General features: G+C 65.4%; 12 protein-coding genes. 3 read left to right on the top strand and 9 right to left on the bottom strand.

Translation table 11 applies throughout. The annotated features are described in order from the left end of the window. The 6 genes from R3P95_RS03740 to R3P95_RS03715 form a co-directional block, all read right to left on the bottom strand. Window positions 1-2,139, bottom strand: a 2,139-nt coding sequence (locus R3P95_RS03740) for a condensation domain-containing protein (RefSeq protein WP_317547306.1), incomplete at its 3' end; no start/stop codon positions are given. Window positions 2,140-2,797: 658 nt separating this feature from the next. Next, on the bottom strand, window positions 2,798-4,321 hold the full coding sequence (gene lnt / locus R3P95_RS03735) for an apolipoprotein N-acyltransferase (protein ID WP_317547305.1): 1,524 nt from the start codon (window positions 4,319-4,321) through the stop codon (window positions 2,798-2,800). A gap of 58 nt (window positions 4,322-4,379) precedes the next feature. Beyond that, complete coding sequence (locus tag R3P95_RS03730; RefSeq protein ID WP_394855384.1) at window positions 4,380-5,933, bottom strand: amidohydrolase; 1,554 nt, start codon at window positions 5,931-5,933, stop codon at window positions 4,380-4,382. A gap of 59 nt (window positions 5,934-5,992) precedes the next feature. Next, a complete protein-coding gene (locus R3P95_RS03725; protein ID WP_149405762.1) occupies window positions 5,993-6,529 on the bottom strand; it encodes an FxsA family protein in 537 nt (178 codons plus the stop codon). Between the two features lie 81 nt (window positions 6,530-6,610). Continuing rightward, window positions 6,611-7,267 carry a response regulator gene (locus R3P95_RS03720; RefSeq protein ID WP_094641786.1) on the bottom strand — a complete coding sequence of 219 codons (657 nt, stop codon included), beginning with the start codon at window positions 7,265-7,267 and terminating at the stop codon, window positions 6,611-6,613. 16 nt (window positions 7,268-7,283) lie between these two features. Then, window positions 7,284-8,441, bottom strand: coding sequence for a sensor histidine kinase (locus R3P95_RS03715; protein ID WP_094641788.1), 1,158 nt, complete (start codon window positions 8,439-8,441; stop codon window positions 7,284-7,286). Window positions 8,442-8,458: 17 nt separating this feature from the next. Between R3P95_RS03715 and R3P95_RS03710 the strand changes: the two genes are divergently transcribed. From R3P95_RS03710 to R3P95_RS03700, 3 genes are read left to right on the top strand one after another with little or no spacing between them, the layout of a single operon-like run. Continuing rightward, window positions 8,459-9,226, top strand: coding sequence for a TSUP family transporter (locus tag R3P95_RS03710; RefSeq protein ID WP_094641790.1), 768 nt, complete (start codon window positions 8,459-8,461; stop codon window positions 9,224-9,226). Window positions 9,227-9,237: 11 nt separating this feature from the next. Further along, window positions 9,238-10,764, top strand: coding sequence for a TldD/PmbA family protein (locus tag R3P95_RS03705; protein ID WP_317547302.1), 1,527 nt, complete (start codon window positions 9,238-9,240; stop codon window positions 10,762-10,764). Next, window positions 10,761-12,128, top strand: coding sequence for a metallopeptidase TldD-related protein (locus R3P95_RS03700; RefSeq protein WP_317547301.1), 1,368 nt, complete (start codon window positions 10,761-10,763; stop codon window positions 12,126-12,128). Before R3P95_RS03705 ends, R3P95_RS03700 begins: the two co-directional genes overlap by 4 nt. A 43-nt stretch (window positions 12,129-12,171) precedes the next feature. Here R3P95_RS03700 and R3P95_RS03695 read toward each other — a convergent pair whose 3' ends face one another. The 3 genes from R3P95_RS03695 to cobN form a co-directional block, all read right to left on the bottom strand. Beyond that, entirely contained in the window at window positions 12,172-12,597 is a 426-nt protein-coding gene (locus tag R3P95_RS03695) for a VOC family protein (protein ID WP_149405767.1), read from the bottom strand. An 82-nt stretch (window positions 12,598-12,679) separates the two neighbouring features. Next, window positions 12,680-13,063 (bottom strand): PPOX class F420-dependent oxidoreductase, encoded by a 384-nt coding sequence (locus tag R3P95_RS03690; RefSeq protein WP_317547300.1) that lies wholly within the window; start codon window positions 13,061-13,063, stop codon window positions 12,680-12,682. An 18-nt stretch (window positions 13,064-13,081) separates the two neighbouring features. Continuing rightward, window positions 13,082-16,687, bottom strand: coding sequence for a cobaltochelatase subunit CobN (cobN, locus tag R3P95_RS03685; RefSeq protein ID WP_317547299.1), 3,606 nt, complete (start codon window positions 16,685-16,687; stop codon window positions 13,082-13,084). Window positions 16,688-16,889: the final 202 nt, after the last annotated feature.

The following is a 16,889-nucleotide window of genomic DNA, read 5'->3' as shown; positions in this document are numbered from 1 at the left end:
AGCAACACCCACCGCACCAGCCAACAACTCCGGCAACACCACACCCACCACAGACCGCGGACCACGAACCGGAGCCAGGCGCGCGCGCTCGGCGGTGGACAGCAGATCCACGTCGCCTATCGGCAGATCGGGCTCGTTGGTCGATGTGTCGAGAACGCGGACGAGGCGACGGGCGAGTTGAGCCGTGCTCGCGGCATCGAACAGTTCTGTGGCGTAATCGAAAACGACGGTGACAGAATCGGACTCGTCGACGGTCACGACCAGATCCATGCCGACTCCGTCACGCGGCAGTGCGGACGGACCGAACCGGAGCGCAACCTGAGCGAGGGGGCTGTGCGATTCCGTTCGAGGCAGATTCAAGGCCTGAACGACGTCGTCGAACGACGTGTCACCGTGTGCCATCGCCGCATCGAAGTCGGCTGCGGACGCATCGACGAATTCGGTGAACGACTGCCGAACGTCGGGTCGGCTTCGTAGCGCGACGGTGTTTCCGTGACCCGCGGGTACGGCTATCACCAGGTCGTCGGTGTTCGCCAGTCGCGAAAGCAACACGGCGAGAGCAGATTCGAGGACCACGAACGGCGTCGTGGAACGTTCTGCCGCCAATCGAGTCACTCCGGACCACGTTTCGGATCCGATCGTCACCTCGTGGGATGCGCGAACGTGACCGATGTGCGAGGCGCGCGAGCGGTCGGTCGGAAGATCGAGGAGATCGGGGGCATCGGCGAGCCGGTCGGTCCAGTAGGCGAGCTGGGTTGCAGCGCGCCGCCGGCGCTGGCCCTCGCGTGCGCTGACCGGATGGACGTCCAGAACAGCAGTCTCGGGCCCGGCCGCGATGAAGGCTTCCACCATGTCGACGAAGCTCGAGTGGTGCGCGGTGAGGTCGTCGTCGTCGTACCGGTTGGGGTTGGCCCTGAAATCGACGAACGTCCGGGCCGGAGATCCGCTTTGATAAACGTTGACCAGGAGGTCCTCGACCGGACCCGAGGTCACGATGTTGAACTCGCCGACGATCGACCCGAGTTCGATCTGCTGATGGAACAGCATCATGTTGACCATCGGGCCGGACAGCTGCTTGTCACTACCCGAGGCCGCCAGCTCGCGCCGAATGTCCTCGATGCTGAAGCGCTGGTGCCGCAGCGCTCCCATCAGTTCGAGCTGCACCTGCTGAACCAGCTCGCCGACGGTCGCGTCCTGGGGCACGTGGATCGAAATGGGGGCGACGTTGACGAGCATTCCACCGGATCGGCGAAGCAACGCGGTGGTGCGCGCGGACACCGGGATGTTGACCGAGACGTCTTCTCGCCCGGTCATTCGCGAGAGGTAGCAGCCGAAAGCGGCGATGAACACCGCAGCCGCGGTTCCACCCTTGGTCGCGTCGGACGCCTCGAGCTCGGCGACGACGTCCTCCGGGAGAGCGACGCTGCGCAACTTGCTGGCAGCAATCGTGCGACCGGCCGTGTTGGACAGAGAAGCTCCGTCCTGGATATCCGCGGCGCGAGCAGTCCAGTACGCCTTGTCGGACTCGAAGCGCGACGACGTCCGGTATTCCTGATCGAGCTCGTAGAGTCGGCGAAGCTCGGCCGCCTTGTTGGGAGCAGGCTCGACGTGTTCGACGGCCGCTGTGTACAGCGCGGCGGTCCGGTTGACGAGAGTCATGGCACCGTAGCCGTCGAGTGCGACGTGGTGAATCTTGCTGTACCAGAGGTTGCGATCGTCCTCGACCTGAATGATCCAACTGTCGACGAGGGGATCGTGTTCCATGTCGACGGGCTTGACGTAGTTCTCGTCGATCCACCTCAGCGCCGACGCCATCGGGTCCTCGGCATCACGCAGATCGAGGTAGTGCACCGACTGGTCGATGGAGTGATCGACCAGCTGTACGGGTTCGCCGTCCACCTCGGCCAGTCGGAGATATGCGGACTGGAACTCGTGTCCGGCCTGAGCCGAGGCCTCTTGCAGAACGCCGATGTCGAGGTTGCCGCGAAGGTCGACATATTGTGCGATACAGACCGGGACGTCAGGGGCAAGCTGCTGAGCGAACCACATGCCGCGCTGAGCGGACGACAGCGGGAAACCGTTCTCGAAGCCGGGGCCGGACGGGGGCGTCTGAGACCCACCGGAAATTGCTGCGCGCATTCACTTGCCCTTCGACGGCACGGTCACGATGGCCGACATCGGGTCGGTGGACCCGGAGACCTCGGTTCGGTTCGGACTGTCGAGCCGCGGCGGCCTGTGCGCGCGATTGAGCAATTCTGGCTTCCGTTCTGGTCTGCGTTCGTGTCGATTCACACACGTTCGGTGGTGATATGCCGTCGTATCGATTCGTCGCGCACGGCCCACTGGATTGAAACAGGGAAATGGTTCGGTTCTACCGAGGAGAACCAACCTCGAGTTCGCGAACCGAGTGTGTGGTGACTCTCGAATTCGACGTCCTGTCCGACATGAACTCCCCTCCCCACCAGGCGTACGACACGTTCGACCACGTCGGCGTTCGTGCTGCACTCACATGCACACGCGAGACCGTTGGCCAACCGCCGAAAGCCGACCCGAAATTCCGCGTCGAGCATCCCAGCGGCTTACAAAGATACAACATCGGCAGGATTCTTTTGTGCGGTAATCATAAGAACCATCGATCGCCGACTTCAGCCTGTTACAGAAGTGACCCCGAGTGCTACCCGAACAGGCGCTATTCGGTCGAACGAATGACTGCCCACGCCGCGTCGCACAGCATTGTCCGACCCGTATCGGACCTGTTGTTCTGATCGACCCGCCGTTTACCGACTCGACGATTGTTTCAGGAGGCGGAGCGGCGGCGCCCGACCACGAGCGTCGCGCCGAGGGCTGCGACTGCTGCCAGACACAACACCAGTTCCGATCCGAAGCCGATTCGTGTCGCGACGGTGAGGGATTGTCGCAGTACAACACTGGAAACCAGCACGTCGGGAGTGAAGAGTGGCGAATCCTGCAGAACCTCTCCGTCCGGTGCCACGATCGCGCTCACACCACTCGTGGCGGCCACCACGACAGTTCTTCCGTGCTCGACGGCGCGCACCCTGGACATCGCGAGTTGTTGGTAGGTCATTTCGGTGTCGCCGAAGGTCGCGTTGTTGGTTGGAATTGCGATGAACTCCGCGCCCGATCGGACCGATTCCTCGAGGGCACGGTCGAATGCGACTTCGTAGCAGGTCGCTATTCCGGCTGCTATTCCCCCGGTGCGGACGACTCCGTTTCCGTTACCGGGAACGAAATAACCCGCTCGGTCGGCATATTCCGAGAACAATCGAAAAAAACTTCGGAATGGCAAGTATTCGCCGAACGGTTGAATTATCTTCTTGTCGTGCCGCTCACCGGGCCCGTCCGTACCGTTCCACGCAATCACCGAATTCGTGTTCGTGCCATCGGCATTGACGAGTACGGTCCCGACGAGAATCGGAGCCCCCACAGCCACGGACGCCTGTGTGATGAGAGTTGCGGCATCGGCATTTCTCAATGGATCTATGTCGGACGCATTCTCGGGCCACACGACGAGATCCGGGGCAGGTTGCCTGCCTGCCTCGACGTCGGCGGCCAAACTCATCGTTTCACGGACGTGATTGTCCAGCACCGCTCGCCGCTGTGCGTTGAAGTCCAGACCCAGACGCGGAACGCTTCCTTGGACGGCTGCGATCGTCACGGTCCGTTCGTCGCCTTCCGGTGCGTCGTTGCTGTGCAGCGTGGGTAGCAGCGCCACGGCCGCTATGGACGCGACCGTCGTGGCGGCGACCGGTCCGAGGAACGAACGCACTCCGTCGCGCCGACTGCTCGCGACCAGCAGCGCGGCCGTTCCGGTTCCGGTCAGTGCCACACCGAAACCGAGCAACGGTGCACCCCCGATGCTCGCCAAGGGAAGCAGCCAGCCCTCGGGTTGTCCGAACGCCAACCGGCCCCACGGGAAACCGCCGAAGGGAACACTGGACCGAAGCCACTCGGTCAGGCTCCAGGCCAATGCCATCGACACGGGCCACCAGGCACTCCGTGCTGCGACCACACCGAGCACTCCGAACAAGCCGACGAAGACGGACTCGGCGGCGGCGAGCGCCAGCCAGGGCATCGGTCCCACGTAGACACCGATCCACGGGAGCAGTGGAACGAAGAATCCGAGTCCGGCGGCACAGCCGTAGCCGAATCCCGCTTTCAGCGACAACGGACGTCGGCCGCCGAAGCCGGTCAGGACGAGGGCCAGCAGCGCGATCCCGAGCGGTGCCAGAAACCACAGGGTTCGAGGAGGAAAGCTCGCGAATATCAGGGCACCACCGGCAACGGAGAGTGCAGTGGACATCGAGGCTCGTCGTAGTCGCCCCGCCGACGAGGCCCCGGCCCCGACACCCGAGGCGGACTCACTTCTCATGGATGACCTGCCCACGATGGACGGTCATCGAGCACTGTGGGCTCGTGGACGACGGGTCGAGACCCGGCAACGGAGATACCCCCGCACGGGGGTCCGTCGACCAGCGTTGCACGCTGTCCTTGGGCGCTCGGACGACGAGTTCGTCGACCTCCCACACCGCGAAGGACGCGGGCGCTCCCGGCACCAACGTTCCCGCCAATCCGTCTCGGACTCCGCCCGCACGCCACGCTCCGCGGGTACTGGCAGAGAAAGCGGCCCGAGGCGAGATGGCACTGCCCGGCGTGCGGTGGTTGACCGCGGCTCTGATCGTCGCCCACGGATCGAGTCGGGTGACCGGCGCATCCGAACCGAATGCGAGCGCCACCCCCGCCGACGCCAGGCGCGCGAACGGATGGAGCGCCGACGCACGATCTGCGCCGAGTCGCGCCGAGTACAGCCCGTCCGAACCACCCCACAGGGCATCGAACATCGGTTGCATGCTGGCTATGACGCCCCACGAGGCCAATTTGTCGGCCTGTTCGGGTGCGACCATCGCCAGATGTTCGAGCCGATGCCCGCACGCGGCGACGGCAGGAGTTCCGAGCTCGGCCACCACCCGCTCGAACGCTGTGACGGCAGCCGACACAGCCGCGTCGCCGATGACGTGGAAACCCGCCTGTGTCCCGGCGGTCGTGCACGCCGAGATGTGTGCGGCAATCGCATCGACGTCCTCGTACTGGACGCCCGATCCGGAGCCGTCGGCATAGGGCGACGACACCCACGCGGTCCGCGACCCCAGCGAGCCGTCGACGAAGATGTCGCCGGCCAGTCCGTGGGCACCGGTGTCGCCGAGCAGCTGCCGCGCCTGCTCGGCCGTCTCGACCAGCTCGCCCCAGTATCCGCGAACCTCCACCCCGTGTTCGGTGGCCATCAGTTCACGGAAGTCGTCGATACCCGACACGATCGGACCGGCACATTCGTGGACTGCGACGATTCCCTGCGCCGCAGCACTGTCGAGCGCAGCCGTTCGTGCCCGATTTCGGGTGTCGGGCGTGATCATCGACCGCGCTGTCTGCCGCGCGAGGTGATGCGCGGCAGCGGTGAGCGGGGACTGCTCCGAGAAGCCGGTGACGGATTCGATACCGGCTGCGGCGACGCGCAACGGCGTCGAGACGGCGGCCGAATGCGAGTCGATGCGAGTGAGATACACCGGACGACCAGGAGCTGCAGCATCGAGGTCGGCTGTGGACGGTGCACGATGTTCGGGCCACCCGGTTTCGTCCCAGCCGTGTCCCCAGATCAGTGCGTCCGCGGACGACGATGTGTGTTCGGCGAGCACCCGCATGCAGTGTTCGAGCGAAGTGCAGCCGGACAGATCGAGTCCGATCAGCGACAGACCCAGATCGGTGACGTGCACGTGAGTGTCGACGAACGCCGGTGCCACGAAGGAGCCCGCCAAGTCGGTGATGCGGACTCCTGGATGGAGCGCTCGCCCGGTGCGGTCCTCACCGATCCAGCTGACGATTCCATCGGTCACGGCCATGGCGGTGGCGTCGGAGGCCATCGGACTGTAGATCCGTCCGCCGCAGAACAATTCGGTGGTCACGAACGACCAGTCTGCCCCTACCGGTGTGGCTTCCGGAAATCCCCGGCTGCGGGATCGAAGCGGTCGGCCTCGATCACCTGTCCCTCGAGTATCGGCGCAGAACCGGATGCGCTCGATGCTCGCGCGGAGTCGTCGACGCGATCGTCGAGGATCTCACCGTCGATGACGGTGGGGCGCATGCGCCGGGTGGCGGTAGCGACCTGTGGCAACCAGCGCGCGGCGGCCCACATCACCGCTGGGCGCAGTAGCCACCTGGTCGGCGGGATCAACAGCAGCAACCCGATCACCGTGGTCACCAGGCCGGGCACGAACATCGCGACCGACCCTGCGGCGAAGAGAGCGCCGTCGGCCACGGCACCGCCGGCCGATCGCTCGCCTCGCGATGCCCGCTGCAGACCGTCCAACACACGTCTGCCCTGCGATCGCACGAGGAGTGACCCGACCAGCGATCCACCGATCAGCAGCACGACGGTCCAGAGCACGCCGAGCGCGCTTCCTACGGCGACCAGCGCTGCGACCTCGACCACGACATAGAGTACGAACAGAGCGAGCATGACGGTCCTTTCTTCGCTTCACCGGTACAACGCGCGGGGCATCGAAATAGCTCCCGACTTGCCGTGTTTGTCGGCAGATTCTCAGGAACCCGGCCGGACGAGGCCGGTTTCGTACGCCACGACGACGGCCTGGACTCGATCGCGGACGTCCAACTTCGTCAGAATTCGGCCGATGTGAGTCTTGATCGTCGCCTCGGACAGATGCAGGGCGGCCGCAATCTCGGCGTTGGACAAGCCGGTAGCCAAGTGCACCAGCACCTCGCGCTCGCGTCCGGTGAGAGCATCGAGAACGGCGGCATCGGTGGTCGACACGGACTGCTCGACGAACCTCGACAGCAAACGCTTGGTGACCTTCGGCGAGACGACGGCATCGCCTGCGGCCACGCTGCGAATCGCGGAGACCAGGTCCTCGGGTGGAGTGTCCTTGAGCAGGAATCCACTGGCCCCTGCCCGGAGTGCCCCGAGGACGTGTTCGTCGAGATCGAAGGTCGTCATCACCAAAACCTTGGCGTCCGAACCCGATTCGGTGATGCTGCGGGTGGCGGCGACGCCGTCGATGCCGGGCATGCGGACGTCCATCAGCACTACCGCCGGTGCCAGTCTGGCGACGGCCTCGACGGCACCCGCCCCGTCCGAGGCCTCCCCCACCACCTCGATGTCGTCCTGCGCCTCGAGCACCATGTTCAATCCCATGCGCATGAGTTCCTGGTCGTCCACGACGACAACGGTGATCGGCACCGACCCAACCTAGCCCTCACTCGATCGGCAGCGTTGCCCGCACGAGCCAATTGCCGTGCGGCGTCCGCCCGGCGTGCAGGGTGCCTCGAAGCACCGCTACTCGCTCGCGCATTCCGAGAAGTCCGTGTCCACCACCGTCCTCGGACGGTGGTGCGCCGGAGCCGTTGTCGGATATCTCGACAGTGACCGCATCTTCTCCGCGAACCACCTTGACGACAGCGCGTGGCGCGTGACCGGCGTGGCGGAGGACGTTGGTCAGCGATTCCTGCACCAACCGGTGCACTCCCAGGCTGATCGCCGGACTGATGTCGTCCAGGTTTCCGGTCTGTTCGAGCTCGACGTTCAATCCGGCGCGACCCATCATCTCCACGACACGGGCCAGACCGGCGGTGCCGTACTGGGGCATGTCGTCCGAGTCGGGCGAGGTCCGCAGCAACGCGACCGTTCGACGCAGCTCGGCCAATGCCGAACGGCCCGTTGCGGAGATGTTGGCCACGGCCTGCTCTGCGCGATCGGGATTGCGCCTGATGGCGTACGAGGCGCCGTCGGCCTGCACCACCATGACACTGACGCTGTGGGCGATGACGTCGTGCAGTTCGCGTGCAATGCGAGTGCGCTCGGTGAGCACGGCCTCTTCGGCGCGTCGGTCCCTGTCGTACTCGGCCACGACGAGCCGGGCCTGAGTCGCTTCGTCGTACGCCCGGCGGGCACCGAGAAATTCCGCCGCAACCCACGACAGGGCGTACATCAGCGCGCTGAACAGCAGCGTCGTGAACACCGGTTGGGCGAACAGAAGCAGGTTCGCGGCGGTGTACACGGCGAGTGCGGCGGCATAGACGCCGCCCTGAACTCGACCGACGTAGGCGACCAGCGTGTAGAGCATGATCGGCAGAGCGAGCGCTGCCGGGTGACCGTTGTACGCATCGCCCACCAGGCTGCCCGCTATGTCGGAGCTGAGCGTGGTGACGAGAGTCAGCGCTGCGATCGTGCGGGGCAGACGCCGCCGCCACGCGACGGGAATCGTCAGCACGACCGAGAAGACCAGGAACAACGGCCCGTTCAGACCGTCGACCGAGCTGACGAACACCAGAATGTCGACGACGAACAGCCCGACGGCCAGCAGGGCATCGGCCACGAACGGCTGCCCACGGAGCCACAGACTGAATCGACGCATGTGATTGAGTTTGCCGTATGACTGCCGCCGACTGGGGATTGCTGATGGTCGCGGCCACGGCCGCCGGTTGGGTCGACGCAGTGGTGGGCGGAGGTGGCCTCATCCTGTTGCCGGCGATTCTTCTCGTGGCACCTCAGCTGACGCAGCAGGCAGCGCTGGCGACGAACAAGGCGACTGCAGTGTTCGGTACCGTCGCCGCCGTCGTGACCTTCGCACGGAAGGTTTCGCTGAATTGGGCGGTGCTCGTTCCGGCCGGCGTCCTCGCCGCCGTGACCTCGGCGGCCGGCGCTGCTGCGGTGTCGTTGATCGATCGCGAGCTGTTCATCCCGATCATCATGGTGGTTCTCGTGGGTGTGGCAGTACTGGTCACCTGCCGTCCGACCATCGGCCTGACCGCGGCGCCGTCGCCGCCGACCCATCGCAAGGTTCTGATCGTCATCGGTTGTGCAGCTGCCGGAATCGGCTTCTACGACGGCATTCTCGGGCCCGGCACCGGAACGTTCCTCATCATCGTCTTCGCCACCATGCTCGGCACCGAGTTCGTGCGCAGCGCCGCGATGGCCAAGGTGATCAACGTCGGGTCCAATGTCGGTGCCCTCGCCTTTTTCGCCGTCACCGGCAGCGTCTACTGGCAACTCGGAGCAGTCATGGCGGTGTGCAACGTGTTCGGTGCCGTCCTCGGGTCAAGAACGGCGGTCGCCCGCGGTGCCGGATTCGTGAGAATCGTCCTGCTGGTCGTGGTCGTGGGGATGGTCGTTCGACTCGGCTGGCAACAATTCGGCTAGCGTCTTCAGACGTGACGAGACAATCGGATCGGTCGGTCGACGCCGACTTCCTGGCTCTGCCCCTGCAGGCCCTCGCGGACGCCGCCCTGAGCACGGCTCGATCCGCCGGGGCAACGCATGCCGATGTTCGCGTGCAGCGCTTGACGACTCAGTCGATCTCGCTGCGCGACGGCTCGGTTCAATCCGCAATCGACGCCGGGGAGATCGGCCTCGCCGTGCGGGTCGTGGTCGACGGCACCTGGGGTTTCGCATCGCACGCCGAACTCGGTACCGACGCAGCCGCAGCTACGGCCCGTAGTGCTGTCGAGGTGGCCACCGCACTACGGGCACTCAATCGCGAACGCGTCGAACTCGCCGCCGAGCCGGTGTACTCGAACGTGACGTGGACGTCGGAGTACGACATCGATCCGTTCGAGGTACCCATCACCGAGAAGGTGGCACTACTGGCGGAGTACTCCTCCCGGCTGGCGGCGTCGGACGGCGTCGATCACGTGACCGCCTCGGTTCTGCAGGTCAAGGAGCAGTCGTTCTACGCGGATCTGGCCGGCAGCAGCATCACTCAGCAGCGGGTGCGACTGCATCCACAATTCGAGGCCACCACGGTGGATCGATCTGCCGGTGCGTTCGAGACCATGCGCACCCTCGCTCCACCCGTCGGACGAGGCTGGGAGTACCTGGGTGAGCACAGCACGTGGGACTGGGCCGACGAGCTGGCCCGGATCCCGGACTGGTTGGCCGAGAAGGTGAAGGCGCCGTCCGTCGTGGCAGGACCTACCGATCTCGTCATCGATCCGACCAACCTGTGGCTCACCATTCACGAGTCGATCGGGCACGCAACGGAATACGACCGTGCCATCGGCTACGAGGCCGCCTACGCCGGCACTTCGTTCGCGACCCCGGACCAGTTGGGGACGTTGCGCTACGGATCGCCCATCATGCACGTCACCGCCGACCGTACCGAGATCAACGGCCTTGCCAGCATCGGCTGGGACGACGACGGAGTCGCGTCGCAGAGATGGGACCTGGTCCGCGACGGCACACTGGTCGGCTACCAACTCGATCGAGTGTTCGCCCCCAAACTCGGTCTCGAGCGGTCCAACGGATGTTCGTACGCCGATTCTCCGCATCATGTTCCGATCCAGCGGATGGCGAACGTATCGCTGCAGCCCGACCCCGATGTCGATCGATCCACCGCCGACGTCATCGGCGAGGTGGAGGACGGCATCTACGTCGTCGGAGACAAATCCTGGTCGATCGACATGCAACGCTACAACTTTCAGTTCACCGGCCAACGCTTCTACCGAATCCGCAACGGCGTGCTCGACGGCCAGGTGCGTGACGTGGCGTACCAGGCGACGACCACCGAATTCTGGGGCTCGATGGAACTGCTCGGCGGACCGTCCACGTGGCGACTCGGCGGCGCATTCAACTGCGGCAAGGCCCAACCCGGGCAGGTGGCAGCCGTCAGCCACGGGTGCCCCGTCGCGTTGTTCCGCGGCGTCAACGTCCTCAACACCCGATCGGAGGCAGGTCGATGATCGCGCCGCAGCTCGTGATCGAACGTGCACTCGCCTGCGCGAGTGTCGACGACACCATCGTGATCGTCACCGACTCCAGCGATGCAACACTGCGGTGGGCCGGAAACTCCATGACCACCAACGGAATTGCCACCTCCAGGCGCTGGGAAGTGATCTCGATCGTGCGAGAGGCCGACGTCGTTCGAGTCGGCACCGTGTCGTCGACGAGTGTCGATCCGGAGGACATCGAGGCAGTGGTTCGGGCGAGCGAGGCGGCGGCGCGATCGGCAGAGCCCGCCGAGGACGCGATGCCCTTGCTGCCTCGCGCGTCGGTCTCGGACCCGCACGACTGGGACCGCCGAGCACAACATACGTCGATCGACGTGTTCGGCTCGCTGGCAACGGAATTGAACGTCGGATTCGATGGTGAGGACGCGCTGTACGGATTCGCGCAGCACACCGTCGACAACGTCTGGCTCGGAACCTCGACCGGTGTGCGTCGTACTTTCACACAGCCCACCGGATCGGTCGAGATCAACGGAAAGCGATCCGGGGCGAGCGCCTGGGTGGGGACCGGAACCACCGACTTCCAGAACGTGTCGGCCGAGACGATGTTGGCGGAGCTGTCCACCCGACTCGGGTGGGCCCGAAACACCGTCGAACTGCCCGCCGGTCGCTATCAGACTGTGCTGCCCCCGTCGGCGGTGGCCGACCTGATGATCTACCTGATGTGGACCATGGAAGGCCGCGGAGCGCAGGAGGGTCGCACCGCACTCTCGCGGGCAGGTGGAACGCGAGTCGGTGAGAAACTCACCGACCTGCCGCTCACCCTGTACTCCGATCCACACGCATCCGGACTCGAGTACGCACCGTTCGTGGTGGCCGGGTCGTCGAGTGATTCGGTGTCGGTGTTCGACAACGGCATGGACATCGAGCGCGTCGACTGGATCCGCGACGGATCGGTCTCCGCCCTGGCCTACCCACGTGCAGCGGCGCAGAAGTTCGGAGCTCCCGTCGCGGTCCCGGGCGAGAACCTCGTTCTGACGGGCGGAACGGACGTCGGTCTGGACAAGATGGTTGCCGACACCGAACGCGGGTTGCTCCTGACGACGCTCTGGTACATCCGTGAGGTCGATCCGACCTCGCTGCTGCTGACCGGACTGACCAGAGACGGCGTCTATGCCATCGAGAACGGTCGAATCACCGGTGCGGTGAACAACTTTCGCTTCAACGAGAGCCCGCTGGATCTGCTGCGACGCGTCACCGAGGCGGGCGCAACCGAGGCGACACTGCCGCGCGAGTGGAAGGACTGGTTCACTCGCACGGCGATGCCACCGCTACGCGTTCCCGACTTTCACATGTCGTCGGTCAGCGCGGCACAGTAGGGCCGGATTCTGGTCGTTCCTGCAGGCTCCACTCCTGCCCGGCCTACTTGTCGGGACCGGTCAGCTCGAGGGCGATGTTGTCGGGATCTCGGAACTCCACGATGGACATGCCGGGGCCCGCGTCCTTGATGCCCTCGTGCGCAATGCCCAACTCGTCGAGGGTCTTCACGGCATCCTCGAGTGCGGCTCGGGTGTCGACGGTGAAGCTGAGATGATCCAGTCCGCACCGGTCCTCGCCGAAGGTGTCGTCTTTCGGTGCGACCGGGCGCAGCCCGAGCAGCCCGCCGCCGAATTTGTAGATGACGCCGCCGAAGAGAAACCACAGGGCCTTCTTGGTCTCTTCGTCCGCGTCGGGATCCCAGGCGTAGGCGACGTCGAAGCCGAACACCGAGTCGTAGAACGACCGGGACCGGTCGATGTCACTGACGGTGAGGCGAACATGGTTGTAATCGGTCACTGCGATAGGCACGTGGTGCTCCATTCCGGCAGCAGGGGAAGCTGCCTCACGAAGCATTCGGAACTGCGCATACGAGCGATGGTGCCGACTTTCGCTACCTGGCGGCGGTGATCGCCAGTCCGACGGAGCCGCTCTTGCCCCGGCGCAGCACACTGGCCTTGACGGTGAGCCACCCGAGAATTCCGTACTTCGAAGCGATCGCTGCCCGGGCCTTCTCGGTTCCGTCGGCATCGAGGATCTCGGCGGTGGCGTCGATCGCCTCGCCCTGAGGATTGCCGCGCATGTCGCACGGTGCCAGGGTGACTGCGGAGTTGCGGCGAATCCGTTTGACCTTCCACGAATCGGATACCGTCCAGACCAGCAGCCGATCACCGTCGAGGGCACCCCACAGCGGGGTCGGTACCCCGGTGCCGTCCTTCTTGAACGTCGTCAGCAGTACGTACTTGCCCTTGGCAATGTCTTCGAAGGTGGCAGCCATACCGCTCAGAGTACGTCGCTACTCCCCTTCGAGCTCGCCCTCGGTTTCCAGATACACCTGGCGCAAGCCGTCGAGAACCTGCTTGTTCGGCTCGGCCCACATCTTTCGCTCCGCGGCCTCGAGCAGTCGCTCCGCGATACCGTGCAGGGCCCACGGATTGGACTGTTGCATGAACTTCTTGTTCTGCTCGTCGAGCACGTACGTCTCGGCCAGCTTCTCGTACATCCAGTCCTGAACCACGTCGGTCGTCGCGTCGTAGCCGAACAGGTAGTCCACGGTCGCCGCCATCTCGAACGCGCCCTTGTAGCCGTGCCTGCGCATGGCGTCGAGCCACTTGGGGTTCACCACCCGGGCGCGGAAGACTCGTGCGGTTTCCTCCGACAGTGTCCGCGTACGAACCGATTCCGGCCGTGTGCTGTCACCTATGTACGCCTCGGGCGACTTTCCGGTCAACGCGCGCACGGTCGCGACCATGCCGCCGTGGTACTGGAAGTAGTCGTCGGAATCGGCGATGTCGTGCTCACGCGTGTCGGTGTTCTTGGCGGCGACGGCAATGCGCTTGTAGGCGGTGCGCATGTCGTCCGAGGCCGGAACGCCGTCGAGACCGCGGCCGTACGCGAAGCCACCCCAGGTGGTGTAGACCTGCGCCAGGTCGTCGTTGCTGCGCCAGGTCTTGCTGTCGATCAGCTGGAGCAACCCGGCACCGTAGGTGCCCGGCTTCGATCCGAAAATGCGCGTCGTGGAACGTCGTTCGTCGCCGTGCTCGGCCAGATCGGCCTGCGCATGGGCTCGCACGTAGTTCTGCTCGGCCGGCTCGTCCAACGCGGCGACCATCCGGACCGCATCGTCGAGCAACGCGAGAACGTGGGGAAACGCGTCCCGGAAGAAGCCGCTGATCCGGACCGTCACGTCGATGCGGGGACGGCCGAGCTCGACGAGGTCGATCACCTCGAGCCGCGTCACCCTGCGCGATGCCTCGTCCCACACCGGCGAGACCCCCAGCAAGGCGAACACTTCTGCGATGTCGTCGCCGGAGGTGCGCATGGCCGAGGTTCCCCACACCGACAGTCCGACGGATTTCGGCCACTCGCCGTGATCCTGGCGGTAGCGAGCGAGAAGTGATTCCGCCATCGCCTGCCCGGTCTCCCATGCCAACTTCGAGGGCACGGCCTTCGGGTCGACGGAGTAGAAATTGCGGCCGGTGGGGAGAACGTTGATCAGCCCGCGCAGCGGGGAACCGCTCGGCCCGGCCGCGATGAACCCGCCGTCGAGAGCGTGCAGTACCTGGGCGATCTCGCGTGAGGTCCCGCGCAGACGCGGAACGACCTCGGCTGCGGCGAACTCGAGAATCTGGGTGACCACGCCTCCGTGCTCGCCCGCGACCCGTGCAGCAGCTGCGGGATCCCACTGCGCTGCCTGCATCGCCGCGACCAACCCGTGGGCCACGGCCTCGATGCTGTCGACGCGGGTACGGTCCTCGTCGCCGTCCTCGCTGAGCCCCAGTGCTTCTCGCAGACCGGGAACCGTCTGCTCTCCACCCCACATCTGCCGAGCTCGGAGCATCGCGAGCACCAGTTCGACCTCGGCGTCTCCGACGGGTTCCTGGCCCAGGATGTGCAGTCCGTCGCGGATCTGTACGTCCTTGATCTCGCACAGCCACCCGTCGACGTTCAGCAGCATGTCGTCGAACACTTCTTCGTCGGGGCGCTCCTCGAGCCCGAGGTCCTTGTGCATCTGCGCCGCTGTCATCAGGGTCCAGATCTGCTGGCGGATGGCGGGCAGCTTGGCCGGGTCGAGGGCCGAGATGTTCGCGTGCTCGTCGAGCAGTTGCTCGAGGCGGGAGATGTCGCCGTAGCTCTCCGCGCGCGCCATCGGCGGAATCAGGTGATCGACGAGGGTGGCGTGCGCTCGACGCTTGGCCTGCGTGCCCTCCCCCGGATCGTTGACGAGGAACGGGTAGATCAACGGCAGGTCTCCCAGGGCCGCATCGGTTCCGCAGGAAGCGGACATACCGAGTGTCTTGCCCGGAAGCCATTCCAGGTTCCCGTGCTTGCCCAGGTGCACCATGGCGTCGGCACCGAAGCCGCCATCGGCCTGCGTGGCCGAGATCCACCGGTAGGCCGCCAGATAGTGATGGCTCGGCGGCAGGTCCGGGTCGTGATAGATCGCAACCGGCTTCTCGCCGAATCCGCGCGGCGGTTGCACCATGATCACCACGTTGCCGAATTGCATTGCAGCGATGACAATCTCACCGTCCGGATCGGCAGATCGATCAACGTAGAGATCACCCGGTGCCGGGCCCCAGTGCTCGACGACGCCGTCGCGCAGATCCGCGGGAAGCTTCTCGAACCACCGGCCGTACTGCGCGGCCGAGATACGAATGGGATTGCCCTCGAGCTGGGCATCGGTGAGCCAGTTGGGATCCTGGCCGCCGCGGGCGATCAGCGCATGGATGAGGGCGTCACCGTCGCGGGCAGCCAGACCAGGCACCGAATCCGGGCCGTCGAGCGGACCGAGGTCGTAGCCGGCGGTGCGCATTTCGGACATCAACGCGATTGCGCTGGCCGGAGTGTCGAGGCCGACGGCGTTACCGATCCGCGCATGCTTGGTGGGATAGGCCGAGAACATCAGGGCGATACGGCGATCGGCGGCCGGAATGTGCCGCAGCCGCGCGTGCCGTACTGCGATGCCTGCTACTCGAGCGGCCCGCTCGTGGTCCGGGACGTACGTGGTCAAGCCATCGTCGTCGATCTCCTTGAACGAGAACGGGACCGTGATGAGGCGGCCGTCGAACTCCGGAACGGCGACCTGCGTGGCGACGTCCAGAGGGGAGAGTCCGTCGTCGTTCTCGGCCCACGTCGCGCGAGAACTCGTCAGGCACAGTCCTTGCAGAATCGGCACATCGAGCGCGGCGAGCTCGGCGACGTCCCAGGCCTCGTCGTCGCCGCCGGCAGACGCGCCGGCAGGTTTGGTGCCACCGGCCGCGAGCACGGTCACGATCAGGGCGTCCGCCGACTTCAGGGTCTCGAGCAGATCGGCTTCCGCGGTGCGCAGGGAGGCGCAGTAGATCGGAAGCGCGGTGGCCCCGGCGTTCTCCACAGCCGTGGCGAGAGCATCGATGTACGTGGTGTTTCCGGCCAGATGCTGGGCGCGGTAGTACAGGATCGCGACCGTCGGCCCCGCGGACTGCGGAGCGGAGACTCGTTCGAGGTGGCCCCACGTCGGCAGGTGCCGTGGTGCATCGAAACCGTGCCCGGTCAGCAGCACCGTGTCGGAGAGAAAGTTGTACAGCTGACGAAGATTGTCCGATCCGCCCTCGGCCAGATAGTTGTGTGCCTGCGCCGCGACGTTGGCAGGCACCGTCGAAATCTCCATCAGATCGGCGTCGGGTGCCTGTTCACCGCCGAGCACGACGACCGGCAGTCCGGTGGCCAGAACCGCGTCGATGCCCGACTCCCACGATCGCCTCGACCCCAGGATGCGCACGATGATCAACTCCGCCGATTCGGCCATCGCCGGAATGTCCGCGGCGAGCAGCCGGGAAGGGTTGCCCCAGGTGAAGTCTGCTCCGCTGGCGCGGGCGCTGAGCAGATCGGTGTCCGACGTGGACAGCAACAAGAACACGGGTAACGCCCTCCTCGGGGGTTTCGCGCCCCTGACTTCGGTGGTTCGAATGATCGGTGAAAACTGCTCTTCGACTCGTCGGAGAGAGGGTCTGACTCCAGCCCCGACCCGAAGGATCGAAGGCCGTCACAGTGGCGCGACCGTACCGGATTCTCGCCGGTTTCCTCTCGGCCGGAGCCGTGGACATCGAATGCTACCGGGG

It is taken from the genome of Rhodococcus cercidiphylli (assembly GCF_033042225.1).
Taxonomy (GTDB): domain Bacteria; phylum Actinomycetota; class Actinomycetes; order Mycobacteriales; family Mycobacteriaceae; genus Rhodococcoides.
The sequence above is the reverse complement of the archived record's forward strand: the minus strand, read 5'-3'. Positions and strand labels throughout refer to the sequence as shown.